The organism is Pontixanthobacter aquaemixtae, from assembly GCF_009827395.1.
In the GTDB taxonomy this organism is placed as follows: domain Bacteria; phylum Pseudomonadota; class Alphaproteobacteria; order Sphingomonadales; family Sphingomonadaceae; genus Pontixanthobacter; species Pontixanthobacter aquaemixtae.
Genome location: NZ_WTYX01000001.1, coordinates 1 through 22,079, shown reverse-complemented (window position 1 = coordinate 22,079; position 22,079 = coordinate 1). Strand labels below are relative to the sequence as shown.

General features: G+C 60.4%; 23 protein-coding genes, 1 tRNA gene and 1 pseudogene. 12 read left to right on the top strand and 13 right to left on the bottom strand.

The genetic code is table 11. The features are described 5' to 3' along the window. Window positions 1-80 precede the first annotated feature (80 nt). The 5 genes from GRI41_RS00125 to GRI41_RS00105 all read left to right on the top strand — a co-directional run bounded on the left by GRI41_RS00125 (window position 81) and on the right by GRI41_RS00105 (window position 3,922). A complete protein-coding gene (locus GRI41_RS00125) occupies window positions 81-1,511 on the top strand; it encodes an NAD-dependent succinate-semialdehyde dehydrogenase (protein WP_160602650.1) in 1,431 nt (476 codons plus the stop codon). A gap of 115 nt (window positions 1,512-1,626) precedes the next feature. Beyond that, on the top strand, window positions 1,627-2,733 hold the full coding sequence (locus GRI41_RS00120; RefSeq protein ID WP_160602649.1) for an S-(hydroxymethyl)glutathione dehydrogenase/class III alcohol dehydrogenase: 1,107 nt from the start codon (window positions 1,627-1,629) through the stop codon (window positions 2,731-2,733). Continuing rightward, complete coding sequence (locus GRI41_RS00115; protein WP_160602648.1) at window positions 2,733-3,101, top strand: cupin domain-containing protein; 369 nt, start codon at window positions 2,733-2,735, stop codon at window positions 3,099-3,101. Before GRI41_RS00120 ends, GRI41_RS00115 begins: the two co-directional genes overlap by 1 nt. A gap of 25 nt (window positions 3,102-3,126) precedes the next feature. Then, window positions 3,127-3,519, top strand: a complete 393-nt coding sequence (locus tag GRI41_RS00110) for a VOC family protein (protein ID WP_160602647.1) — start codon at window positions 3,127-3,129, stop codon at window positions 3,517-3,519. Between the two features lie 25 nt (window positions 3,520-3,544). Next, window positions 3,545-3,922, top strand: a complete 378-nt coding sequence (locus GRI41_RS00105; protein ID WP_160602646.1) for a VOC family protein — start codon at window positions 3,545-3,547, stop codon at window positions 3,920-3,922. A gap of 41 nt (window positions 3,923-3,963) precedes the next feature. Here the strand turns inward: GRI41_RS00105 and GRI41_RS00100 are convergent, their stop codons facing one another. Together GRI41_RS00100 and GRI41_RS00095 are read right to left on the bottom strand one after the other, a co-directional pair. Beyond that, window positions 3,964-4,710, bottom strand: a complete 747-nt coding sequence (locus tag GRI41_RS00100; RefSeq protein WP_160602645.1) for a MauE/DoxX family redox-associated membrane protein — start codon at window positions 4,708-4,710, stop codon at window positions 3,964-3,966. Between the two features lie 9 nt (window positions 4,711-4,719). Further along, the gene (locus GRI41_RS00095; RefSeq protein ID WP_160602644.1) at window positions 4,720-4,992 is read right to left on the bottom strand and encodes a metal-sensitive transcriptional regulator; all 273 of its coding nucleotides are present in this window, start codon (window positions 4,990-4,992) and stop codon (window positions 4,720-4,722) included. 71 nt (window positions 4,993-5,063) lie between these two features. Here GRI41_RS00095 and GRI41_RS00090 point away from each other — a divergent pair, with 71 nt between their 5' ends. From GRI41_RS00090 to fghA, 3 genes are read left to right on the top strand one after another with little or no spacing between them, the layout of a single operon-like run. Further along, window positions 5,064-6,770, top strand: coding sequence for a copper resistance system multicopper oxidase (locus GRI41_RS00090; protein ID WP_160602643.1), 1,707 nt, complete (start codon window positions 5,064-5,066; stop codon window positions 6,768-6,770). Next, window positions 6,767-7,960 carry a copper resistance protein B gene (locus GRI41_RS14275; RefSeq protein ID WP_235901007.1) on the top strand — a complete coding sequence of 398 codons (1,194 nt, stop codon included), beginning with the start codon at window positions 6,767-6,769 and terminating at the stop codon, window positions 7,958-7,960. The genes GRI41_RS00090 and GRI41_RS14275 overlap by 4 nt, the downstream gene beginning before the upstream one ends. Window positions 7,961-7,994: 34 nt before the next feature. Continuing rightward, window positions 7,995-8,828 carry an S-formylglutathione hydrolase gene (fghA, locus tag GRI41_RS00080; protein WP_160602642.1) on the top strand — a complete coding sequence of 278 codons (834 nt, stop codon included), beginning with the start codon at window positions 7,995-7,997 and terminating at the stop codon, window positions 8,826-8,828. Window positions 8,829-9,184: 356 nt separating this feature from the next. Here fghA and metW read toward each other — a convergent pair whose 3' ends face one another. Then, window positions 9,185-9,811 carry a methionine biosynthesis protein MetW gene (metW, locus tag GRI41_RS00075; protein WP_160602641.1) on the bottom strand — a complete coding sequence of 209 codons (627 nt, stop codon included), beginning with the start codon at window positions 9,809-9,811 and terminating at the stop codon, window positions 9,185-9,187. Then, window positions 9,808-10,935 (bottom strand): homoserine O-acetyltransferase MetX, encoded by a 1,128-nt coding sequence (gene metX / locus GRI41_RS00070; protein WP_160602640.1) that lies wholly within the window; start codon window positions 10,933-10,935, stop codon window positions 9,808-9,810. Before metX ends, metW begins: the two co-directional genes overlap by 4 nt. A gap of 95 nt (window positions 10,936-11,030) precedes the next feature. On the opposite strand from metX, the gene hisC reads away from it, so the two are divergent. Both hisC and GRI41_RS00060 read left to right on the top strand, forming a co-directional pair. Continuing rightward, window positions 11,031-12,131 carry a histidinol-phosphate transaminase gene (gene hisC, locus GRI41_RS00065; RefSeq protein ID WP_160602639.1) on the top strand — a complete coding sequence of 367 codons (1,101 nt, stop codon included), beginning with the start codon at window positions 11,031-11,033 and terminating at the stop codon, window positions 12,129-12,131. Beyond that, complete coding sequence (locus tag GRI41_RS00060; RefSeq protein WP_160602638.1) at window positions 12,128-13,033, top strand: prephenate/arogenate dehydrogenase family protein; 906 nt, start codon at window positions 12,128-12,130, stop codon at window positions 13,031-13,033. The genes hisC and GRI41_RS00060 overlap by 4 nt, the downstream gene beginning before the upstream one ends. Here GRI41_RS00060 and GRI41_RS00055 read toward each other — a convergent pair. Genes GRI41_RS00055 through ftsE form a run of 4 tightly spaced genes read right to left on the bottom strand, consistent with a single transcriptional unit; the run spans window position 13,030 to window position 15,911 of the window. Beyond that, window positions 13,030-13,710 (bottom strand): lysophospholipid acyltransferase family protein, encoded by a 681-nt coding sequence (locus GRI41_RS00055; RefSeq protein ID WP_160602637.1) that lies wholly within the window; start codon window positions 13,708-13,710, stop codon window positions 13,030-13,032. The genes GRI41_RS00060 and GRI41_RS00055 overlap by 4 nt on opposite strands. Window positions 13,711-13,717: 7 nt before the next feature. After that, a complete protein-coding gene (locus GRI41_RS00050; protein WP_202388619.1) occupies window positions 13,718-14,245 on the bottom strand; it encodes a YdcF family protein in 528 nt (175 codons plus the stop codon). Beyond that, the gene (locus tag GRI41_RS00045) at window positions 14,245-15,189 is read right to left on the bottom strand and encodes a cell division protein FtsX (RefSeq protein WP_235901006.1); all 945 of its coding nucleotides are present in this window, start codon (window positions 15,187-15,189) and stop codon (window positions 14,245-14,247) included. Before GRI41_RS00045 ends, GRI41_RS00050 begins: the two co-directional genes overlap by 1 nt. Continuing rightward, complete coding sequence (ftsE, locus tag GRI41_RS00040; protein ID WP_160602635.1) at window positions 15,186-15,911, bottom strand: cell division ATP-binding protein FtsE; 726 nt, start codon at window positions 15,909-15,911, stop codon at window positions 15,186-15,188. The genes GRI41_RS00045 and ftsE overlap by 4 nt, the downstream gene beginning before the upstream one ends. Window positions 15,912-16,068: 157 nt before the next feature. Here ftsE and GRI41_RS00035 point away from each other — a divergent pair, with 157 nt between their 5' ends. Together GRI41_RS00035 and GRI41_RS00030 are read left to right on the top strand one after the other, a co-directional pair. Further along, window positions 16,069-17,034 (top strand): zinc-ribbon domain-containing protein, encoded by a 966-nt coding sequence (locus GRI41_RS00035; protein WP_160602634.1) that lies wholly within the window; start codon window positions 16,069-16,071, stop codon window positions 17,032-17,034. A gap of 133 nt (window positions 17,035-17,167) precedes the next feature. Beyond that, window positions 17,168-17,254, top strand: a tRNA-Leu gene (locus GRI41_RS00030). Between the two features lie 199 nt (window positions 17,255-17,453). On the opposite strand, the gene virB11 is transcribed toward GRI41_RS00030, so the two are convergent. The 5 genes and pseudogenes from virB11 to GRI41_RS00005 form a co-directional block, all read right to left on the bottom strand. Beyond that, window positions 17,454-18,497 carry a P-type DNA transfer ATPase VirB11 gene (gene virB11 / locus GRI41_RS00025; protein ID WP_160602633.1) on the bottom strand — a complete coding sequence of 348 codons (1,044 nt, stop codon included), beginning with the start codon at window positions 18,495-18,497 and terminating at the stop codon, window positions 17,454-17,456. A gap of 10 nt (window positions 18,498-18,507) precedes the next feature. Further along, the gene (locus GRI41_RS00020; RefSeq protein WP_160602632.1) at window positions 18,508-19,638 is read right to left on the bottom strand and encodes a TrbI/VirB10 family protein; all 1,131 of its coding nucleotides are present in this window, start codon (window positions 19,636-19,638) and stop codon (window positions 18,508-18,510) included. A gap of 2 nt (window positions 19,639-19,640) precedes the next feature. Continuing rightward, window positions 19,641-20,444 carry a TrbG/VirB9 family P-type conjugative transfer protein gene (locus tag GRI41_RS00015; RefSeq protein WP_160602631.1) on the bottom strand — a complete coding sequence of 268 codons (804 nt, stop codon included), beginning with the start codon at window positions 20,442-20,444 and terminating at the stop codon, window positions 19,641-19,643. Then, window positions 20,441-21,640 (bottom strand): type IV secretion system protein, encoded by a 1,200-nt coding sequence (locus GRI41_RS00010; protein WP_160602630.1) that lies wholly within the window; start codon window positions 21,638-21,640, stop codon window positions 20,441-20,443. The genes GRI41_RS00015 and GRI41_RS00010 overlap by 4 nt, the downstream gene beginning before the upstream one ends. Window positions 21,641-21,650: 10 nt before the next feature. Next, window positions 21,651-22,079, bottom strand: a pseudogene (locus tag GRI41_RS00005) (VirB4 family type IV secretion/conjugal transfer ATPase); the annotation flags it as partial.

Below are 22,079 nucleotides of genomic sequence, written 5' to 3'. Positions count from 1 at the left end.
AGCCTTCGAAATTTTGAAAGTGCTGGAAAGTCGCGGCCCCCACCCCCACGTAGCGCGCAGCGACAAACAAGGAATTGAATATGAGCACCTATCCGGCACTGCACTTACTCATCGGCGGAAACCAAGTGTCGGGCGAAAGCCGCAAGACCGAAGAGGTGTTGAACCCTGCAACCGGCGATGTGCTCGGCAAATTGCCGCATGCAAGCGCAGACGATCTCGACGCCGCATTGGCCAATTCGGCAAAGGGTTTCGCGATGTGGCGCACCGCACCGGTGGAACAGCGCGCGGCAGTGCTGACCAAGGCCGGAGCATTGATCCGCGAACGCGCAGGGACAATTGCCGAAATCCTGACTCTCGAGCAGGGCAAGCCGGTTGGCGAAGCCAAGGGCGAGATTATTTACGGCGCGATGCTGCTGGAATTTTACGCCCGGGAACTGCCCGGCATCGAAGGCCGGACGCTCGACCGGCCAGAGGGCAAGCGCGCGGAAGTCCGTTACGAACCCGTTGGCCCCGTCGCCGCATTTGCGCCGTGGAACTTCCCCTCGCTCAACATCGCGCGCAAAGTCGGCGGCGCGATTGCGGCGGGCTGCTCTGTCATTGTCAAACCGTCTGAAGAAACACCCGCAGCGGCGCTCGCCACGGTGCAATGCCTGCTCGATGCCGGATTGCCCGGTGATGTTTGCCAGGTCGTGTTCGGCGTACCCGATGAAGTCAGCCGCCACCTTCTGGGATCGCCGATCATTCGCAAGCTCAGTTTCACCGGCTCAACCGCTGTCGGGAAGCATCTGAGCAAACTCGCGGCCGAGGATCTGAAGCGCACCACTATGGAATTGGGCGGGCACGGACCGGTGATGGTGTTTGACGACGCCAATCTGGACAAGGCTCTCGACCAGATGGCCGCCAACGCCTTCAGAAATGCGGGGCAGGTCTGCGTCAGCCCGACTCGCTTTCTGATCGAGGAGCCGGTGTTTGACCAATTCCGCGACGGTTTTGTCGAACGGGTCAAAGCGCTGAAAGTCGGCAATGGTCTGGAGGATGGCATACAGGTCGGGCCGATGGCCAACAGCCGTGGTCCCGACCAGATAGAACGGATGGTCAAAGATGCCGTTGCGCACGGTGCAAAGCTGCTTTCGGGCGGCGAGCGTATTGGCAATCAGGGATATTTTTACGAACCCACCGTGCTCAGCGATGTGCCGGTCGACGCAGAAATCATGAATGAAGAACCGTTCGGCTCGGTCGCCATTCTCAACCGGTTTGCGGGCGAGGCTGAAATGGTCGCCGAAGCCAACCGCCTTCCCTATGGTTTGGCGGCCTATGCCTGGACCGAAGATGCCGGGCGCCAGGAACGGCTGATTGCCCAAGTCGAGTCCGGAATGCTGGCTATCAATGCCGGCAGTGTGAGCGCGGTCGACATGCCGTTTGGCGGGGTCAAATGGTCAGGCCACGGGCATGAGGACGGCCGCGAAGGGATCATGGCCTGCATGGTCACCAAATCGGTGCATGTTGGCTGACCCCTAGCTGCGTGGAGCGATCCGGCCTTTCCAATCGGTTGGCGGGCCTAATCGGTTGACGGGACGCTCCACAGTCTTGAAAAGAAACCGATCACAGACAGGAGAATCGCGTCCAATGAAAACCCGCGCCGCCGTTGCTTTCGAAGCCAAGAAGCCGCTCGAGATTGTCGAGCTTGATCTGGAGGGCCCGAAAGAAGGCGAGGTGCTGGTCGAGATTATGGCGACGGGTATTTGCCATACCGATGCCTACACCCTCGACGGGTTTGACAACGAAGGCATTTTCCCCAGCGTGCTGGGACATGAAGGCGCCGGAATTGTCCGCGAAGTGGGCGCAGGTGTGACATCGGTCGCGCCCGATGATCACGTTATCCCGCTCTACACACCCGAATGCCGCCAGTGCAAAATGTGCCTTTCGGGCAAAACCAATCTGTGCAGCGCGATCCGCGAAACGCAGGGCAAAGGGCTGATGCCTGACGGGACCAGCCGCTTTTCCTATAAGGGCGAGACGATCTACCACTATATGGGTTGTTCGACCTTCTCCAATTTCACTGTCCTTCCCGAAATCGCGGTCGCCAAAATCCGCGAGGACGCGCCTTTTGAAACCAGTTGCTATGTCGGTTGCGGCGTGACCACCGGTGTCGGCGCGGTGACCAACACCGCGAAAGTCCAGCCGGGGGACAATGTCGTGGTGTTCGGCCTTGGCGGGATTGGCCTGAATGTGCTCCAGGGCGCAAAAATGGCGGGGGCCGACCGGATTGTCGGCGTCGATATCAACCCTGCGCGCGAAGAATGGGGCCGCAAGTTCGGCATGACCGACTTTGTGAATCCGAAGGATGTCGGCGATGTTGTCGAAACGCTAGTTAATATGCTCGATGGCGGCGCGGACTACACTTTCGACTGCACGGGAAACACCGATGTCATGCGCCAGGCACTGGAAAGCTGCCACAAGGGCTGGGGTACCAGCATCATCATCGGTGTGGCCGAAGCGGGCAAGGAAATTGCCACGCGCCCTTTCCAGCTTGTGACGGGCCGCAATTGGCGCGGCACAGCCTTTGGCGGGGCAAAGGGCCGCACCGATGTGCCCAAAATCGTCGACTGGTATATGAACGGCAAAATCCAGATCGACCCGATGATCACGCATCAATTGACTTTGGAAGAAATCAACAAAGGTTTCGACCTGATGCATGCGGGCGAGAGCATCCGCAGCGTCGTGGTTTATTGATGGCTGGGCACGCGCCTTCGAAAGTCATTCTGGCCGAGAAATTCCCGGCTTTCAGCGATCAATGGTCCCCCAAGATCGTTGCGCGGTTCAATCACAACGAAGTGCGGCTGTGCAAGTTGGAAGGCGATTTCCATTGGCACCATCACGCCGATACGGACGAGATGTTTCTGGTGGTGGACGGCCAGCTGGAAATCGATTTCAGGGATCGCACCGAAACGCTTGGCGCGGGCGAAATGATCATCGTTCCGCGCGGGACCGAACACCGGCCGCGCGCGCCGCATGGCGAGGCGAAAGTATTCGTCATGGATGCGGCAGACACACCCAACACCGGAAATGAAGCGACCGCCACCAAGGCAGTCGATCTGTAACGCAAACCGATAAGGAGAGAAGACAATGCTAAATCATATTATGGTTGGATCGGGCGATATCGAGAAATCGAAGACCTTCTACAATGCCGTGCTGGGCGTGCTGGGCGCGGGCGAACCGATGGCGCATGTTAACGACACCGGCCAGACCCGGCTGTTCTATACGCATGACGGATCGACTTTCAGCGTCAGCGAACCGATCAATGGCAAGCCTGTACAGGCATCAAACGGCAGCACCATCGGCTTTGTCTGCAATTCGCCCGAGCAGGTCCAGGAACTGCACGACGTGGCCGTGGCCAATGGCGGCACCAGCATCGAAGACCCTCCGGGCCTGCGCGAAGGCAGCATGGGGCCGATGTATCTGTGTTATTTCACCGATCCTGACGGCCACAAAATTTGCGGTCTTCACCGTCCTGCATGACCGCTTGAATTAGGGAAATCATACGATGTTCAGTCACGTAATGCTGGGGGCAGACGATCTTGATGCCGCCAAGAAATTCTACGACGCTTGCTTTACCGCAATCGGTGGCCGCGAAGGGATCGTCGATCCGGGCGGACGGATCATGTATTTGCACAATGGCGGTGTGTTCATGGTGACCAAGCCGATTGACGGCGAGGCCGCAAGCTGCGGCAATGGTTCGACAATCGGGTTCGCGGTCGAAAGCACCGAGCAAGCCGATGCCTGGCACAAAGCGGGTGCGGCCAATGGCGGCACCGAAATCGAAGATCCGCCGGGCATCCGCGAAGGCGCAGGGATGAAACTGTACCTCGCCTATCTGCGCGATCCGGCAGGCAACAAAGTCTGCACGATGATGCGGGTTTAGTAGAAAATTCCGGCGCTGGCCGGTTGCCGCTGTACGAGCGGTTAGGCCAGCGCCGGTTTTGCCAACATCCAGATCGCCATTGCGATCATCGACAGGTTTTCGGTCAGCGAAACAAAGCCCAGCGGCACATTGCTGTCGCCGCCGACACAGGCGCATTTGAGTTCCCGCTTGTCGATATAGATTGCCTTGAAAACGCTGACCGCGCCGATGGTCCCGATCGTCAGCGCCACGGGTATCGAAACCCAGTTGAGGATATGCGCGGTCATCAGCACACCGGCCAAACCTTCCGCGAAGGGATAGACATATCCGTATGGCACCCAGCGCTTGGCCAGTAGATCGTAATTGAGGAACATTGTCGAGAAGCTCTCGACATCGCGCAGCTTCAGATAGGCAAGGCCGCACATAGAGAAGCTGACAAACCATTCCACCGCAAGAATAGAAGCGGGCTTGCCCGTCGCCACCCACGCCGCGCCCGCTGCCATCAGGGCCATCATCACGAACAGCACAATAACCGGGCGGTAGCTGGTCGCATTGTCATCGGCAGACTTGCCGAAATGCGCGCGCAAATCAGTATAGCCGCCGATGCGTTCGCTGCCGATCCAGGTCTGCGGCGTTGTTTTGACCGCGTGCTTTTCCTTGAACGCATCGGTTTCCTCGCGCGTTGTCAGGTGGTGGTCCTCGACAGCATATCCCTTGCTTTCCAGCAGCCATTTGGACTTGATGCCATAGGGGCAGACATGGTCCTCCATGACCATGCGATAGAGTTTGGCTGATTTGGATTCTGCCATTTGCGATTCCTATTTCCGGCTGCTTTCGAGCAGGTCGACCAGTTCCTGAAATTGCACGCGCTGTTCGCTTTCATCGCCGCTTGCGATAGCTTCTGCGACGCAGCATGCCGCGTGGTCTTTGAGCACCTGCGTTTCAACCTTGGCCAGCGCCGATTTGATCGCGGCGATCTGGTGCAGAATGTCGATGCAATAGCGGTCATCCTCGATCATCTTGGCGACACCGCGCACTTGCCCTTCGATGCGATTGAGCCGGTTGATTTTTGCACTTGCCTTGGCCGACACGATTTGCTCCGTTGAAATACCCCTAGGGGGTATATAGGGCGATGTAATCGTTCAACCGGAATACTGCAAACATGCCGCCAATCTCCCGCCGAAAGCTTATTTCCAGCACCGCCGCGCTCGCCGCAGCATCGTCTTTGCCGATGCCGGCATGGGCGAAGGGAGCATCGCATCCGCATGCGCGCAACGGCTTTGGCGAGCTGTCGGGGGAGGACATCCAGCTCACGATCGGGGACGCGCACTTTACGACCGGCGGGCGTTCGGGGCACGCTTTTGCTGTGAACGGATCGGTGCCCGGCCCGCTAATCCGGCTGCGCGAAGGGCAAAATGTCCGTCTGCATGTGACAAACAATCTGGCCGAAGACAGCTCGATCCACTGGCATGGTCTGCTGCTGCCATTCCAGTTTGACGGCGTGCCCGGAGTCAGCTTTCCCGGCATCAAACCGGGCGAAACATTCACCTATGAATTTCCGGTCCGCCAGAACGGAACCTATTGGTGGCATTCGCATTCGGGCCTGCAGGAACAAGCCGGCCATTACGGCCCGATTGTCATCGAAAGCAACGAGCCCGATCCGCGCCCCGAACGACGTTATGATCGCGAATATGTGGTCCTGTTGTCCGAATTCACGCCGATGCATCCGCATGCAATCATGCGCAAACTGAAAGTCGGCGAGCATTATTTCCAGACCCAGATGCAAAGCGCGACCGAGGGTGAAATGCCCGGCGCACAGCGGCGCATGTGGGGTCAGATGCGGATGAACCCGCGCGACATTTCCGACGTAACCGGAATGACCTATAGCTATCTGATCAACGGCCATGGCCCCGCCGATGATTTGCAGCTGGAATTCAAACCCGGTGAACGCGTGCGGCTGCGGGTCATCAATGGTTCCGCCATGACATTCTTCAACCTGCGCATCCCGGGTGTGCCGATGACGGTGATACAGGCCGATGGTCAGGATGTTGACGCAGTCGAAGTGGACGAGTTCCAGATTGGCGTGGCGGAAACCTATGACGTGATCGTAGCCCCGAAGGACGGAAGCCACGCAATCGTTGCAGAGGCGATGGACCGCAGCGGGATGGGTGTCGCCAGCCTGACCAGCCACAAGGGACACATCGCCACCCCGCCCCCTCTGCGCGAAATCCCGACTTTGACCATGACCGATATGGGGATGATGGATCACGCCGCGATGGGGCACGATATGGGTGCGACCGATGGCGGCATGGACCACTCCATGCGCGACACATCGAAACTGCCCGACGATGTGAAAACCGGCCCCGGGCTGGATATGGTTGCACCCATGCCGACGGACCGGATGGACTTTCCCGGGCTTGGCCTCGACACGGTGGACCACCGCGTGCTGCGCTATACCGATCTCAAAGCCAGGCGGATGAATCCGCACCGCGCAATTGACCGGACAATGGAAATCCATCTGACCGGCAATATGGAACGCTATATGTGGTCGTTTGACGGGAAGAAGTTCACTTCCGTCACCGATGATCCGATCCGCTTCGGATATGACGAGCGGGTCCGTGTGAAGCTGGTCAACGATACGATGATGGCGCACCCGATCCACTTGCACGGCCACTTCTTTGAAATGGTCAACGGCGCCGATCACATGCACCAGCCGCTCAAGCACACGATGGTGGTGCAGCCGGGCGGCACGGCGACATTCGACCTGACCGCCAACGAGCCGGGCGATTGGGCCTTCCACTGCCACCTGCTCTACCACATGCATGCCGGGATGATGCAGGTCGTAACCGTGCGTCCGTTTCCGGCATGATCAGGGCCAGCAAACTCGCCGCCGGCATCGCGCTCGCCTGTGCTGCACCTGCGGCAGCGCAGGACCATTCCGGTCACACGCAGCATGGCGGCCATTCCAATCATCAGCCCGCTGCAGAAGTGCCGGAAACCGATCACTGCGCGATGGGGCATCGCCCGCCAGAGCAATGCCCGCCCAAAGCCGAAGAGCCAGATCATGGCACAATGGACCATGGTAAAATGGACCATAGCTCGATGGACCAAGGCCCAATGGATCACGGTTCGATGGATCACGGTTCGATGGATCACGGTTCGATGGATCACGGTTCGATGGATCACGGTTCGATGGAGCATCACAAGCAGGCAGAGCCCGATGCGTCCGCTGAAACGAGCGGCGGCATGGAAGGCCATGCCGGTATGGACCATAGGCAGCACGGCTCCCAACTCAAACACAAATCCGCGCCCGAAACGGCCGTTCCGGCACGCGCGTTGGAAGGGCCGCGCCATGCCGCCGATGCGATCTGGGGGGCGGAGGCCATGGCCCCCAGCCGCGCCCGGCTCGCGCGCGAAAATGGCGGGATGAAAACGGGCATGGTGCTGGTCGAACGGCTCGAGGCGCGCTTCCCGGCAGAGGGCGGCGACTCCTTCTATGTGTGGGATGCGCAAGCCTGGTATGGCGGCGACATCACCCGCTTTGTTCTCAAATCCGAAGGGGAGGGCGCGTTTGGCGGCGAATTGGAAGATGCGGAAATCCAGGCGCTTTTCAGCCACGCCATCGGCCCGTTTTTCGATTTGCAAGCGGGCGTCCGCATCGATCCCGAACCCGACACGCGCACCCATCTGGTGATCGGTGCGCAAGGCCTCGCGCCCTATATGTTCCATGTTGATAGCGCATTGTTCCTGTCCGACCGCGGCGATCTGACTGCCCGGCTGGAAGGCGAATATGACCAGCGGCTGACCCGGCGTCTGATTGTCCAGCCGCGCATCGAAATCGAACTCGCCGCGCAGAATATCCCGGAACGCGATATCGGTGCCGGGCTGACAAAAATCGAACCGGGTTTGCGCTTGCGTTACGAGATTGTTCCCGAATTCGCGCCCTATATCGGCGTTGAATATGAAGCGAAGCTGGGCCGGACCGCGGATATTGCAAAGGCCGCTGGCGAAGACCCCGACGGGCTGAAAATACTGGTGGGGATCAGAGCCTGGTTCTAAGGCAATCCATCGGACAAGCAATGCTGGAGCACCAATGGAAACCGTAAGCGAAAACCGGGCATTTGGCGGCGTACAGGGGGTGTATTCGCATGCCTCCACCGAAACCGGCACCGGCATGACTTTCTCGGTATACGTACCGCCGCATGAAGCGGGCGCGAAGCTGCCGGTGCTGTGGTATATTTCGGGCCTCACTTGCACCCATGCAAATGTCACCGAAAAAGGGGAATTCCGGCAGGCATGCGCCGAACACGGAATTATCTTTGTTGCCCCCGACACATCGCCGCGCGGCGAAGATGTTCCGGATAGCGCGGAGGAATATGATTTCGGCAAAGGGGCAGGTTTCTATGTCGATGCAACGCGCGAGCCGTGGCGCAAGAATTACCGTATGCGCAGCTACATAGAGAACGAACTGCCCGGCCTGATCGCAGAGAATTTCCCCGCCGATATGGCCCGCCAGTCGATCACCGGCCATTCGATGGGCGGCCACGGCGCACTGACCATCGGGCTGCGCAATGCGGACCGTTTCAAATCGATCAGCGCCTTCAGCCCGATCGTCGCACCCGGCCAATGCCCGTGGGGAGAAAAAGCGCTGGGCCGCTATCTCGGCGAAGCGCGCGAGGCATGGCGTGAATATGACGCCGTCGCATTGATCGAAGACGGCGCACGCCACGATCATATCCTGGTCGATCAGGGAACGGCGGACGATTTTCTCAAAGACGAACTGAAGACCGGCCTGCTCGCCCTTGCCTGCAAAAAGGCCGCTATCCCCGCTCAGATCAGAATGCAGGAGGGCTATGATCACTCATATTATTTCATTTCCAGCTTCATGGAGAGCCATGTGCGCTGGCACGCCGAGCGGTTGGGGTGAAACAGCGGAAATCTGGCAGGATCGGGACACGGTTTTCCTACACGCCCGTCTCTTGTTAACAGGCAAGCTGCTCTTTCAAATTGTGGGTTCGTTTCCGGTTGTTGGCGGCAGATAAAGCCGCGTGTTCCTGTCCGTCCGGTTGGCGGAATGGCAATAATACATTTATAGTTCAGTGTTTTAGAGCGAGTCGGCGAAAGTGACACGGTGTCACCTTTGTCCGGATCTGTCTTTCGGTGCTCAGAACATCCAGTTCGTCATCCCGGCGGCGTCGCAGAGGGCCAAGGGACAATGACAGGCACAAGTAAGCGGGGTGCCAGATTTAACCCATTGGACCGTGGTCCATGTGGTCCATCTGTTCAGGCTTGCGGCGCCTTGGCTGAACTGCGCCCCACCTCAAACAGCGCATATTCGGCGCGCCAGTTTGCCCCGCTTTCGCCCACTTCGCGTTCATTGGTGAAGAACCAGCGGTTCGAAATTGCGATATCCAGATCGCCCGCCAGCGATTCAAAATCGCGCACCGTCACGTGGTGGATATTCTGCGTTTCGTACCAGGTTACCGGCAAGTGCCGTGTCACCGGCATCCGCCCTTTGCTCAGCAATGACCACCGCATCCGCCAATAGGCAAAATTGGGGAAGCTGACGAAAGCACGGCGGCCCACGCGGAGCAGTTCCTGCAGCATCCGGTCCGGGCGCGCGGCGGTTTGCAGCGTCTGGCTGAGGATCGCATAGTCGAATGCGCCATCGGGATAGAAGGAAAGGTCGCGGTCGGCATCGCCCTGCACCACGCTGAGCCCCTGCGCCACGCAGCGTTCGACGCATCCGCCGTCAATTTCGATACCGCGTGCATCCACCTGCTTCTGATCGCGCAAAGCAGCCATCAGCACACCGTCACCGCAACCGACATCGAGCGCGCGGCTGCCCGGTTCGATATGATCGAGGATCACCGCAAGATCGGGGCGGAGGCCTGTTGAAGCCCGGCTCATTCGATGAACCCTTTCACCACGCGGTCGAGTTCAGGCACGTCGAGCAGGAAGCTGTCATGCCCGAAAGGGGCCGACAGCTCGACAAAGCTGACCGGCGCGCCGGCGGCGTTGAGCGCGTGGACAACATGGCGGCTTTCGGCAGTGGGATAGAGCCAGTCGCTGTCGAAGCTCACCAGGCAAAAACGCGCCTTGCTGTCAGCAAAGGCATCGGCCAGCCGACCTTCCTTGCCGTCTTTGGCGTGCTCTTCCGCCAGATCGAAATAGTCCATCGCGCGGGTAATATAGAGGTAGCTATTGGCATCGAAGCGCCGGGTGAAGCCGCTGCCCTGATAACGCAGATAGCTTTCCACCTGAAAATCGGCGTCAAAACCGAAGCTCTTGGCCCCCTTGGTTCCATCCGGCCGGTCTTGCAAACGGCGGCCGAACTTGTCGGTCAATCCCGCTTCGGAAAGATAGGTGATATGCGCCGCCATCCGCGCCACGGCGAGGCCGGCATCGGGAGCGGCGCCGGTGGCATAATAATCACCCTCGGCCCAATTGGGATCGGCCATGATCGCTTGGCGGCCAACCTCGTGAAAGGCGATATTCTGCGCAGAGTGGCGCGCGGTGGAGGCAATAGCAAGAACCCGCGCTGCCCGTTCGGGGAAATTGGCGGCCAGGCTGAGCGCCTGCATCCCGCCCATCGATCCGCCGACCACGGCGTGCAGCTGCGCAATCTCCAACTGGTCAAGCAAACCGACCAGCCCGCGCACCATGTCGCGAATGGTGATGACCGGGAAGCGCATCGCATAGGGCTTGCCGTCAGCGGCATCGGACGCGGGGCCGGTCGATCCCATACAGCTGCCGATCACATTGGCGCAGATGACATGGTAGCGGTCTGTGTCGATCGGCTTGCCGGGGCCGACCATCCTGGCCCACCAGCCCGGCTTGCCCGTGACCGGATGTTCGCGCGCGACAAATTGATCGCCGGTGAGCGCGTGGCACAGCAAGATGGCATTGCTCTTGTCAGCTGCCAGTTCGCCATAGGTTTCATAGGCGATCTGCACGTGTTCTAGCGCCTCTCCGCTATCGAGCGGGAGAGGATCGGGGAGCGTGATCGCTTGCGTGGCGGGCGAAGGAGCCATGGCCGCGCGGCTTGCGGCACACTAGCTGCGCTGTCAATTGGCCAAGTTATGCCACCTGTTCTAATCCGGCCAAAGAGGATAGACGCGCCGCCAAGATGACCAGCAAGCCCACACCCAAACCATGGATCAAAGCGATTCACGCCTATGTGCCGGGCAAGGCGCATGCCGATGACGGGCGCGAGCTGGTCAAATTGTCTGCCAACGAGAATCCTCTGGGCTGCTCTCCCGCCGCAATGGCCGCGCTCGCAACCGCAAAATCGCCCGCCGGCTACCCGGACCCCGATGCCAGCGATCTGCGCGCGGCAATCGGCGCGCTGCATGGCATCGATCCGGCGCGGATCGTGTGCGGAACGGGTTCGGATGAATTGCTCAATCTCGCCGCGCAGGCCTATGCCGGGCCGGGCGACGAGGTGCTGTTCAGCAATTTCAGCTTTGCAGTCTATGACATTGCCGCGCGGCGCTGCGGCGCCACGCCAGTGATCGCGGCGGACAAGGATTACGGCACGGATGTTGATGCGCTGATCGGAGCGGTGACCGACAAAACGCGGGTGGTTTTCGTTGCCAACCCTAACAATCCCACCGGCAGCTTTCTGCCCGCATCGCAAATCGCGCGTCTGCATGCGGCATTGCCGGGCGATGTGCTGTTCGTCCTCGATCAGGCCTATGCCGAATATCTGTCCGGCAATGAGGATGATGGCGGGATAGCTCTGGCCGGAAGCCACGCAAATGTGCTGGTAACGCGCACTTTTTCAAAGATCTACGGGCTGGCCGGAGAGCGGATCGGCTGGGCGACCGGCCATCCGGATATCATCGCCTCGCTCAATCGCATTCGCGGCCCGTTCAATGTGACCAATCACGGTCAGGCAGCAGCGTTGGCGGCGATCGGTGACCAGGCATTTGTTGCCGCCTCGCGCGATCACAATGCGGTTGAGCTACGCCGGTTTGTCGATGCCGTGGAACGCCTTGGCAATCACGGCCTCCGCGCGCTGCCGAGCAAAGGCAATTTTCTGCTGGTCCTGTTCGAAGGGTCGCTGTCCGCCGAGAAAGCCTACAACGCCTTGGCAGAGGGCGGCTATGCTACACGCTGGCTTCCCGGCGCCGGTCTGCCGCATTGTTTGCGGATTACCATCGGAACGACCGAGCACATGGATCACGTCGCGCGCATTTTGCGGGAACAGGCGGAGGCGGCGCAATGAGCATCGAACGTGTCGCGATTATCGGGCTTGGCCTGCTGGGCGGGTCCATCGGGCTGGCCATCGCCAAACATGCGCCCGGCATCGTCACGACAGGCTATGACGCTGATCCGGCGACGCGCGAGGCAGCGCGCAAGCGCAAGCTCGCCGGAACGGTTTTCGATAATGCTGCGGAAGCGGTCGGGAACGCCGATCTGGTGATCCTGTGCGTCCCGGTTGGCGCAATGGGCTTCGCTGCAGAGGCGATCCGCGATGCCTTGCCCGAAGGCGCGATTATCAGCGATGTCGGGTCATCCAAGCAATCGGTGTCCGATACGCTGCGCGCTGCACTTCCGGACCAATGCGTCATCCCCGCCCATCCGGTGGCGGGCACCGAACAAAGCGGGCCGGAAGCGGGCTTTCCCGAATTGTTCGAACACCGCTGGTGCATCCTGACCCCGCCAGCGGGCGCCCCCGAAGATGCGGTGGAGAAGCTGGGCGCGTTCTGGACCAATCTGGGGTCGAATGTAGAGCTGATGGATGCCGAACATCACGACCTTGTGTTGGCGGTGACGAGCCATATTCCGCACCTGATCGCATATACTATTGTGGGCACTGCTTCCGACCTCGAAGATGTGACCCGCAGCGAAGTGATCAAATATTCGGCAGGCGGCTTTCGGGATTTCACCCGGATCGCCGCATCCGATCCGACCATGTGGCGCGACGTCTTTCTGTCCAACAAGGATGCGGTGCTCGAAATGCTTGGCCGGTTCACAGAGGATCTTACCGCACTCCAGCGCGCGATCCGGCGCGGTGATGGCGATGCGCTGCACGATCTGTTCACCAAGACCCGTGCAATCCGCCGGTCAATCATCGAACAGGGCCAGGATGATGCGCGGCCCGATTTCGGGCGCTCCGATCATTAATCGTTCAGAGCGTTGATCGCTTCGAGCACGCGAGCTTCCACGTCCTCGCGCGGCAAGCCCGGTGGGATTGGCTCGCCAAATTTGTAAGTGATTGTGCCGGGCTGTTTGAGCCAGCGGTGATAAAGCGGCCCGCTGTCCACTGCGACCGGAACCACCGGCAGTCCGATCAGCTTGTAAAGCCCAGCAAAACCCGCGCGCAGTTCGCCGCGCTCACCATGCGGAACGCGCGTTCCTTCGGGAAAGAATACCAGCGGGCGATCCATCGCCGCCAGTTTCTTGGCCGCAGCAATCATCGACCGCAGCGCTTTGGCCCCTTGGTCGCGCGCAACGGGAACGCAGCCATAAATCCTTGCGCCCCATCCCCAACCCGGAATCAAGAACAGCTCTTTCTTGGCGAAGGGGGCCGGCCAGTGAAAATTGGCGGGCGCATCCAGCGCTTCGAAAAAGCTTTCATGCTTGATCGCATAGAACACTGCGCCTTCGACTTTCTCGCCCTCTGTATGGACGTGAATTCCGACAAACACCTGCAGGCACCAGCGATGGAAATTGCACCACCGCCGGACAATGCGGCGGAACAGGGGCACGCTGAAATACATGATCGCCACCGCATAGATTATGAAGAACGGGCTGATCAGATAGAAGGTCAGATAGAAACCGAGATTTCGCAGCAGCAGCATCGCGCATTCACCCTCGGAACAAGCCCATGACCAGGCTTGCAACATATTTGTGATATTCAAGAAACAGGATGCGCAGGGATGGTTCCGAAGGCACCGCATCCTCGATGATTGTGATCGATGGCGGCAAAGTTCCGCGCAATTCATTGGCGGCCCGCCGCATATGCCAATCGGTGGTCACCAACCGGATCGTGCGAATATTCTTCGCCTCCAGCCATTGGGCAGTCTCAGTTGCGTTTCCGCGCGTATCAACCGCGTCAAAGCCCAGCACCACGCAGCACTTCATGACATGCATGGGAACATCGAATTGCGCCGCAAATTCCCCGGGTTTGACTTCGCGATCTACTCCGGTGACGAGCATAATGCGCGCATCGTCAGCGGCGAGCAGCTCCAGCCCGCGCTCGATCCGGCCCGCCGCCCCTGTCGGGACGATAACAACGCGGCCGGCACCATCCTCTACCGGCCCGGGCAACGTCACCGAAAAGGCAATAAAGCCCATGAACCAGATCGTGATCAGCGATGCGAGAAAGCGTTTCATCAAAGCATCCGCCTTAACGCCGCCACGACAGTGAAACGCGCGGTCAACATCGCAATCACTACACCAAGGAGCGGGATCAGCGCGATCAAAATCCAGTCGAGCCAGTTCAGCCCGCCACCGGCCATCATTCCCGAGCCGAGCGCGCCAAATTCCTGACCCAGAAACAGGATGGTGATCAGACCCAAACCGAGCCCCACAGCGCCGCCAAGAGTAGCGTCGAAGCCGATCGAACGTTCGAATATCTGCGCGATCTGTGTGTCGGTACCGCCGAGGAGATGGACGATCTCGATCGTATCCTGATTTGTTCCCAGCGCACTGCGCGCGGCAAGCCACACCGCCGCGGCGCTTGTTAGCCCCAGCAGAATGACCAATGCGGCAGAAAGCCATTGCAAGGATTCGATTGCGGAAAATACTGGCGCAAGCCAGCTGGACTGCGCATCGATCCGCGCTGCCGGCGCGGTCCCGGCCAGATCGTGCCGCAGATCGCCCAATGCCTGTTCGGTCACGCCTTCTTTCAATCGCACATCGATCAATGCGGGCACCGGAACGGCTTCATTGTCGACGCCGACTCCCAGCCACGGCTCCAACAGTTCGCTCAGCTCCTCATCGGGCACGCGGCGAATGGAGGCGACCGCGGGATGGTCCTGCAGCAGCACAACCGCAGCTTGCGCCTGACGTCCACGCTCGCTGGGCGAAGCGTCGAGAATCTGGACCGTCGCACCGCTCGCCAGCTCGGCGCGTGCAGTGGACGCGACGTTGTTGAGCACCAATCCGCCAGCCGCCGCAATCACTGTTAGCGTGACCATAATCGCGATGACCCACGGCATCGGACCAGCGAGCCGTGCCTGCGGAACCAGCTGCGCCGCCCGCTCGCCGCGAAACGGAATCAATCCGCGCGCGGTCTTTCGGCCCAAAGCGGGCGGTTTTGCCGGATTGGTGCTCATGCTCGCGGTCCTGAAGCTTTGGGCGGGTAGCGCAAAGCCCCCGTCGGGTCGTGGAGCCGCCCCTTATCGAGCCGCATGATCAAGGACTCGGGAACTTTCTTGAGCAAATGCACATCGTGAGTCGCGACAATAACCGTCGTCCCCAGCCGGTTGAGCGATTCGAAAAGCCGCAGCAGCTTGAGCGCCATTTCCGGATCGACGTTACCCGTTGGTTCGTCAGCCACCAGCATATCGGGCCGTGCGATCACCGCGCGGGCAATCGCGACGCGCTGTTGCTCGCCGCCCGACAATGTTGCGGGCCGCGCATTGTGCCGGTCCGCCAGCCCGACCCAATCGAGCATATCGGTGACCGGTTTGACCAGATCGCTTTCCCGGACGCCCGATACGCGCAGCGGCAAAGCAACATTGTCGAAAGCCGATAGATGCGGGACCAGGCGGAAATCCTGAAACACAACGCCAAGGCGGCGCCGGAAAGCAGGCAGGCGATCGCGCGGTAATGTGATCACATCGGTGCCAAACATCCGGATGGCACCGCGCGAAGGGCGCTGCGCCAGATAAAGCAGCTTGAGCAGCGAGGTCTTACCCGCGCCGCTGGCACCCGTCAGAAAATAGAAACTGCCCGGATGCAGCGTGAATGACACATCGCTCAACGCCTCGCGGCCCTGGCCATAGCGCAATCCGACATTGTCGAATGTGACCCCTTCACCGTCGCCAATACTCATATTGCGCGTCCGGCAGGATGGAGTGAAGGGATGAAAATTCGCATGCCGTGCAGCCTATAGCCGCCCTTCGGTGTGGAAAAAAGCCACCGTCTGACCTGCCCACAGTCCGGTAAGCCTTGTTGCGATTCGCACACAGTCGTATGAACCTGTCCCAAGTATGATTATCGCCTGCCCAGCCTGTTCGACGAAATATGTCGTCCCGGACACCGCGATCGGTGTTGACGGGCGGACTGTGCGCTGCGCCAAATGCCGCCATAGTTGGCATCAGGACGGACCGGAACTTGATCTGGGGGACTTCGAGAAAACGCCCGAGGCGGCGCCGGTACCGTCGCCCCGGCCCACCCCGGCACCGGCGCCAGCGCCCACTCCGGCTCCGGTTCAACAACCCGCGCCTGCCGCAGAAGAGCCCAAGGCACCCGCATCCGACACCAAGCCGGGTTTCTCCAACACCCATGCGACCGCGCCTGAGCCTGAGGCCGACGAAACGCCACCAGCTGACCGCGACACAGGCGGATTGACCGAAGATGCAGATTCCGAACAGGCCAATTCCGAAGACGACGGCGACGATCAAGAAATTCCGCCTCCGCCAACTGTGGTCGAAGCTGCCGAAGACGAGGCAGATGCAGAGCCCGAGCCGGAAACTTTCTATTACGACGAAACGTCGCAATTCGATTACGAACCGCCCTTCCGATCGCGCCGCAATCCGCTCAAAATCTGGACTGCCGCCGCTGCCGCCTTCGCCGTGATCGCGCTCGGGATCGTCGCCGCGGTGAGCTATTACGGTGTCCCCGACTGGGTCCCGCTAAGCAAACCCACATTTGCGGTAGCGCAGCCCGATCTGGTGCTGGAATTTCCCGCCGACCAGCAGGACCGGCGGACTTTGCCCAACGGTTCCGAATTTTTTGGAGCGAGCGGGACTGTAACCAATACGGGCCGCGAAACGCAGCGCGTTCCGTCGATCCTGATTGTCATGCGCAATGAACGCAACACGCCAATTTACAGCTGGGAAGTAGTCCCGCCAAAGAGCACGCTTGCACCCGGCGAAAGCATGACAATCAACGAGGCAGTCAGGGACGTACCTAAGGCCGCCAAATTTGCCGAAATCGGCTGGAAACCGAACTAAGCCAATAGCGACGCGAGCATTCGCAAAAATTAGTGCCTCCAAGCTGCATTACGGCGCTTGCGCGGTGCATGGCGCTTTGCTAGTGGCGCGCTCCTACCAAGCGGGCCGGTAATACCAGCCCTGCTGACTGTGTGCGGTCGTGGCGGAACTGGTAGACGCGCAACGTTGAGGTCGTTGTGGGCTAACGCCCGTGGAAGTTCGAGTCTTCTCGACCGCACCAAACAGTCTAATCTATTCTTTTTATGAGATAATTGGGCATGAATTATCACCGCGTTTCGCGCATTTGCGTGGCGGTTATTTGTTCGAATCGTTGATTGATTCCTTGCACTCTCAACGCTTTTTCAGCTCGGAATTTCCGATTCTCGAAATTGCCGCCAGCAATGCAGTTTTGCCGCAATGGCCGTCCTGACGCCGTTACTCTATAGAAGAGTAGCGGTCTCTGCGATCGATTTGATCCCGCGCTTGCCATTCTCGTCGCGGCCGAGCTGGACGATCACATCAATGACCGACGCGGCATAAGCGATGGTGTCGGGCCGGGTGAGCCCGATACCCGTTTGCATAACCATCAGCGCCAATTGCTCCAGCGCGCCGCGCAGGCTGTTGGCGTGAATGGTGGAGAAGCTACCCGGATGGCCGGTATTGATTGCGCGCAGGAAGCTGACGCTTTCCTCGCCGCGCAATTCGCCCAGCACAATCCGGTCAGGGCGCAGGCGCAGCGCCGCTTGAAGCAGCTCGTTGGCAGTGACTTTCGCCTCGCCCAGCTCGCCCTTGACGGCCACCAGCCCCACGCCATTTTCACCCGGCAGTCTGAGTTCGGGCGTATCTTCGACCAATACCACGCGTTCGTGGGCGGGTATCTCGTCAAGCATGGCGTTGAGGAAAGTGGTCTTACCTGTCGAAGTTCCGCCAGAGATCAGAATTGTACGCCGCGCAGCAATCGCGGCGCGCAGAAAGGCTATCGGTTCCTGCTGCGGATGCGGCATCGGCGCGGGCTTAACAGCGGTCAAAGGCCCTGCATCATAGGCATCGAGCGGAAGCTCGAGCCGCCTGTGCCGGCGGATTGCCATGACCCAATGTTTGCGCGAAGCGGGCGGACCGCAAAACTGGATTCGCGCCCCGCTCTGTCCGCCTTGCGCAGGCAAGGTCGCGCCGAGCAAGGGATGCTCACGATTGATCCCTTGATGGCTGACCCGCGCGACCTGTTCGGCGAGACGCTGGACAAGCCGGTCATCAATTTCCGGCGTCGCAAATTTGCGCATACCTGGCGAGGACGCATCTTCGATCCACACCTCGCCCGGACGATTGACCAGAATTTCGGTCACCGTATCGCGTTCCAGCCATGGCCGGAACGGTTCCAGATAGGCATCAAGATAGACGCTGCGCTCCGCATCCAATTGCGGCGAAGACGCATCTTGCGCGGGGTCCACTGCTTCGGCGTGCAAGGAATGGATGTCTGCGCTCATGGGTAGAACTTCAGCCGCCTGTGACAGAAGAGAAGTCGAGATCACGCGCGGTAAACACGCGGATCGGTTCGCCCATCCGCACGCGGATTGTCGGGCCGATCTGGCTGTCTTGCTGCGCCGCTGCTGCAGCGGCTTGGCCGCCGCCGCCCAATATTACCGACGCACCCCCTGTGCCGATGGCAGACAGGCCGCCCACAACCGACAACAACATCGCCGAACCGAAACGCTGGAAGAAGTTGCTGCTGACTTTGCCCGCAAGGCCCGTGGTTCCGTCAAATCCGACAGCCGGTGATTGCAGGTTTACCGATGCACCATCGGGGCGGATCAGCCTGGTCCAGATGACATAAGCGCGCTTCTGGCCGTTCTGCACACCCGATTGATATTGCCCGATCAGGCGCGAGCTGCGCGGGACCAGCACGTTCTTTCCGTCAAAACTGCGCACGTCCTGGCTCACCACCGCGCGGACGAAGCCGGGCACATTGGTATCAATCGCGGTTTCGAGAATTGCGGGGATCAACGTTCCTTCGGTGACGGTGGTCGCGGGATTGACCATCGCCTTGGCCTGCGCAGGCCCGCCGCCAACACCGCCGACGCGGCTGGCAAAATCATTTGCCGAACGGCCACCTGGCACCACTTGTGCGGGCGCTTCGCCCTGGGCAGCCGCGGGCACCGAGACTGTGCCAAGCGGGGTGCCGCCGGCATCGAAGACCACGGTTGGGGTGGAGTACGGGTTCACCGCCGGCCCGGGATTCACCACCGGTGTGTTCGCGAGCACCGGCGAAGGTGCGGGGTCGCTGAGCTGCGGCACGGCCGCCGGTTGGACAGCGCCAGAGGCCACCGGCTGCTGCGCGGCAGCGGGCTTGTTGGCTGGCGCTGCTGGCTGTGCCGGCTGCTGACCGCCCACTCCTTGCGGCGGAGGAACCTTGGCGGAATTCATGCCCCAGAAGGTGACGCCGCCTATCGCCGCAACCAACGCAACGCCCGCTGCCAAAGCCAAACCGTCGGACTTACCTTTGCGCTGGGTCACCGCAGGGAAGGAATTGCGGCTCGCCAGATCGATAATTTCGGCGCTTTCCTGCTCGCGCGGGTCCACATCGTTCGAGGCGCTGACTTTGCCGGGTAATTTGTTCTTGAGACGCATGGTCAATTCCCTCTGCCGGAAACGATGGCTGGACCCGCGAACGAAGCCTGCGTTTCTATTCTGCCGGTGCGCACCGGCCCTATATTGGTCAGCGTCGCGGCTTCCTTGCCGGAGCGCAGCACAATTTCGCGCGGCACGCCGTCGACCACAACCGTTTCGCCGCGCACGGAAAAGTTCACGGGACCTTCGGTGCCCTTGGCATCCTTAATCAAGATAGCCGGAACGGCTTTGCCCGGATCCCATGTCAAGAACGTTGCATTTCCATCGTCATAGGCACGCGCGGGGAGTAGGTTTTGGTCCCCTTCCCGCGCCCATTCAAAATTGAGCGCAGCCGGATCGACCACAGCATAAGGATCGTTCGCGGCAGCCAGTTCCACTGCGTTTGGCTCTCCCACCGGAGCCGCTGGCTCTTCCTGCTGCTCGGGCTCTTCAGGGTATGCGAAGCGTAGCACATAAAGCGGCCTCGCCTTGGGGTTCGCCACCAGATCGAACAGGTAAGTATGCCGGTCGGTAATCACCGTCATATTGGTCCGCGCGGTGGGGTCGAGCGGTTTCACAAACAAATGGTTGGCGCGTTTGTTTGGCGTGACCTGCCACGCGGCGGAATCGCCCACGACGACATTCTCGATCCTTTCGTCCGGCGCGAAAGCAATCGTAGCAGCAACTTTGGTCTTGCCTTCGATCCGGACGACCTCTGCGGGGTCATAGAATCGCTCGACCAGTCGCGGGTCTTCCGCCAAGGCAGGATTTGCCGCAACAGAAAGCGCCAGCAAAGCAAGCGGGATGGATTTAAGCGCGCGGGTCATTTGAACTTCTCCGACATTTTGGCAGTGGCACCGCGGAACCGGTTACCAATGCCATGGGTGCGCGACGCAGCGGGGGTAAGCTGCTGCGCCGGGCCGCCACCCGATGAGGTTGCATAAATGCGGGTTTCGCGCCGGGGTGCTGCGCTTTCCCCGCCCGCGCCATCATTTGCCGCTTGCGATGGCGCGATACCCGATACCGGAATGGTCCGGCGCGGCGGCGCGGAGAGCCCGGCGGCTTGTGCAGTGGAAAGCGGCGCGAAAGACGCGGCGGCTGTCTGCACTGGTTCTTGCCGTGGCAGCGCGTCATCGCGATCGGTTTTTCCTGCATCGGCAAACCCGAATACGCGCCAATTCGAAACCATCGTTGCGGTGACTTTGAGCACCATGATCATCAGCGCCATGTGCACAGCGCCGAACAGGAAGAATGCCATGGCAGAACGCGGATCGATTTGGCCCGGCGTCTGGCTGAGAGAGGAGAGGATCGGCACCGCCATTTCCAGCATCACGCCGCCGCCAAGCACGGCGAAGAGCGGTGTCAGCCCCAGCATCACAACGCCTTTGAGCCAACCGACAAACAGCCCGCGCGTGCTGGTAAACAGCGCCATGACTACGAAGATCGGGCCCAGTGCAACGAGCAGCGCAAGGCCGATCCGCGCGGTGACCATAACGCCCACTGTGCCCAGCAGCAGCAGGATTGCTCCAAGCCACAAGATGCCAAGCGGGGAGAATGCAGTAATTTCGGCAGGAGGTTGGCCGTTGGTCTGCCCGCCTGCGGTGGCCTGCTGCACCGAGAGCAATGCTATATCGATCTTGTCGGCGAATGTGGTGGTCGCCGAACCCTCGCTACCGGTCAGAATACCGGCCAGATAACCGGGCGCGCCAATCGCGAGGTTCCACACCACCGCCTGATAGGCGACCCAGCTTGTTGCAAAGGTCACCACCAATCCCAACGTCAGCATGCGCGGAACGAGCGAACGAACAGACAGATTGCTGCGGCCCAGCAGCAGCGCAATCGCGAAGAAAGCGATAAACAGCGCGAGCAAAATCGTCAGCACCGGTGCCATCGTGCCGCCCGGTGCGAACAGCCGTCCAAAAACCGCTGCGCTGACTTCAGACGCGGTGCAATCGACCGCGCGCAGCGCCGCCGCCACGCCCGAGCCGACATCCTGCATCAAAGCTTCGCAATTGCCGCTCATTCGCCCGGTCTCATTCCGCGGCTTGCCAAACGGCACCATCATCAGCGCCGGCATCGCCCGGCCAGCCTTTGCCGGTCAGCGCAGGGTACCATTCCGCAGGGTCATCGCCCAGCGACTGCCGCAGAAAATCGAGCTTGCGTACCGAGGCCTCGCGTCCGGACAGGATGGTGAGAACTTCGGGCGCGCTCGACAGATCGAGACGCACCACCACCGATGCATCGGGCTGCCGCACCAGGAAACACCGGCTATGCGCGGGGAGCGATTTGATGACCGCCAACTCGTGCTGTGACAGGCCAAACCCGTCGCAATAATCCTCTGCCCGCGCGCGGCTGTTGGGCATGAACACCATCGTCGCGGTCTGCTCGACCAGCGCGGTTGAAATCCGGCTATCGAGCGCGTCGCGCGCAGACTGCGTCGCAAAACCGACCAGCGCATTGCG

What these genes read in the sequence shown, in the direction of transcription:
- GRI41_RS00020 (WP_160602632.1), bottom strand. Translation starts at nt 19,638, where the DNA reads ATGCGTCTCAAGAACAAATTACCCGGCAAAGTCAGCGCCTCGAACGAT.
- GRI41_RS00015 (WP_160602631.1), bottom strand. Translation starts at nt 20,444, where the DNA reads ATGACCCGCGCGCTTAAATCCATCCCGCTTGCTTTGCTGGCGCTTTCT.
- GRI41_RS14275 (WP_235901007.1), top strand. Translation starts at nt 6,767, where the DNA reads ATGATCAGGGCCAGCAAACTCGCCGCCGGCATCGCGCTCGCCTGTGCT.
- hisC (WP_160602639.1), top strand. Translation starts at nt 11,031, where the DNA reads ATGACCAGCAAGCCCACACCCAAACCATGGATCAAAGCGATTCACGCC.
- GRI41_RS00090 (WP_160602643.1), top strand. Translation starts at nt 5,064, where the DNA reads ATGCCGCCAATCTCCCGCCGAAAGCTTATTTCCAGCACCGCCGCGCTC.
- GRI41_RS00125 (WP_160602650.1), top strand. Translation starts at nt 81, where the DNA reads ATGAGCACCTATCCGGCACTGCACTTACTCATCGGCGGAAACCAAGTG.
- GRI41_RS00055 (WP_160602637.1), bottom strand. Translation starts at nt 13,710, where the DNA reads ATGCTGCTGCTGCGAAATCTCGGTTTCTATCTGACCTTCTATCTGATC.
- GRI41_RS00105 (WP_160602646.1), top strand. Translation starts at nt 3,545, where the DNA reads ATGTTCAGTCACGTAATGCTGGGGGCAGACGATCTTGATGCCGCCAAG.
- GRI41_RS00100 (WP_160602645.1), bottom strand. Translation starts at nt 4,710, where the DNA reads ATGGCAGAATCCAAATCAGCCAAACTCTATCGCATGGTCATGGAGGAC.
- GRI41_RS00110 (WP_160602647.1), top strand. Translation starts at nt 3,127, where the DNA reads ATGCTAAATCATATTATGGTTGGATCGGGCGATATCGAGAAATCGAAG.
- metX (WP_160602640.1), bottom strand. Translation starts at nt 10,935, where the DNA reads ATGGCTCCTTCGCCCGCCACGCAAGCGATCACGCTCCCCGATCCTCTC.
- GRI41_RS00045 (WP_235901006.1), bottom strand. Translation starts at nt 15,189, where the DNA reads ATGAGCACCAATCCGGCAAAACCGCCCGCTTTGGGCCGAAAGACCGCG.
- fghA (WP_160602642.1), top strand. Translation starts at nt 7,995, where the DNA reads ATGGAAACCGTAAGCGAAAACCGGGCATTTGGCGGCGTACAGGGGGTG.
- virB11 (WP_160602633.1), bottom strand. Translation starts at nt 18,497, where the DNA reads ATGAGCGCAGACATCCATTCCTTGCACGCCGAAGCAGTGGACCCCGCG.
- GRI41_RS00120 (WP_160602649.1), top strand. Translation starts at nt 1,627, where the DNA reads ATGAAAACCCGCGCCGCCGTTGCTTTCGAAGCCAAGAAGCCGCTCGAG.
- metW (WP_160602641.1), bottom strand. Translation starts at nt 9,811, where the DNA reads ATGAGCCGGGCTTCAACAGGCCTCCGCCCCGATCTTGCGGTGATCCTC.
- GRI41_RS00060 (WP_160602638.1), top strand. Translation starts at nt 12,128, where the DNA reads ATGAGCATCGAACGTGTCGCGATTATCGGGCTTGGCCTGCTGGGCGGG.
- ftsE (WP_160602635.1), bottom strand. Translation starts at nt 15,911, where the DNA reads ATGAGTATTGGCGACGGTGAAGGGGTCACATTCGACAATGTCGGATTG.
- GRI41_RS00010 (WP_160602630.1), bottom strand. Translation starts at nt 21,640, where the DNA reads ATGAGCGGCAATTGCGAAGCTTTGATGCAGGATGTCGGCTCGGGCGTG.
- GRI41_RS00050 (WP_202388619.1), bottom strand. Translation starts at nt 14,245, where the DNA reads ATGAAACGCTTTCTCGCATCGCTGATCACGATCTGGTTCATGGGCTTT.
- GRI41_RS00115 (WP_160602648.1), top strand. Translation starts at nt 2,733, where the DNA reads ATGGCTGGGCACGCGCCTTCGAAAGTCATTCTGGCCGAGAAATTCCCG.
- GRI41_RS00035 (WP_160602634.1), top strand. Translation starts at nt 16,069, where the DNA reads ATGATTATCGCCTGCCCAGCCTGTTCGACGAAATATGTCGTCCCGGAC.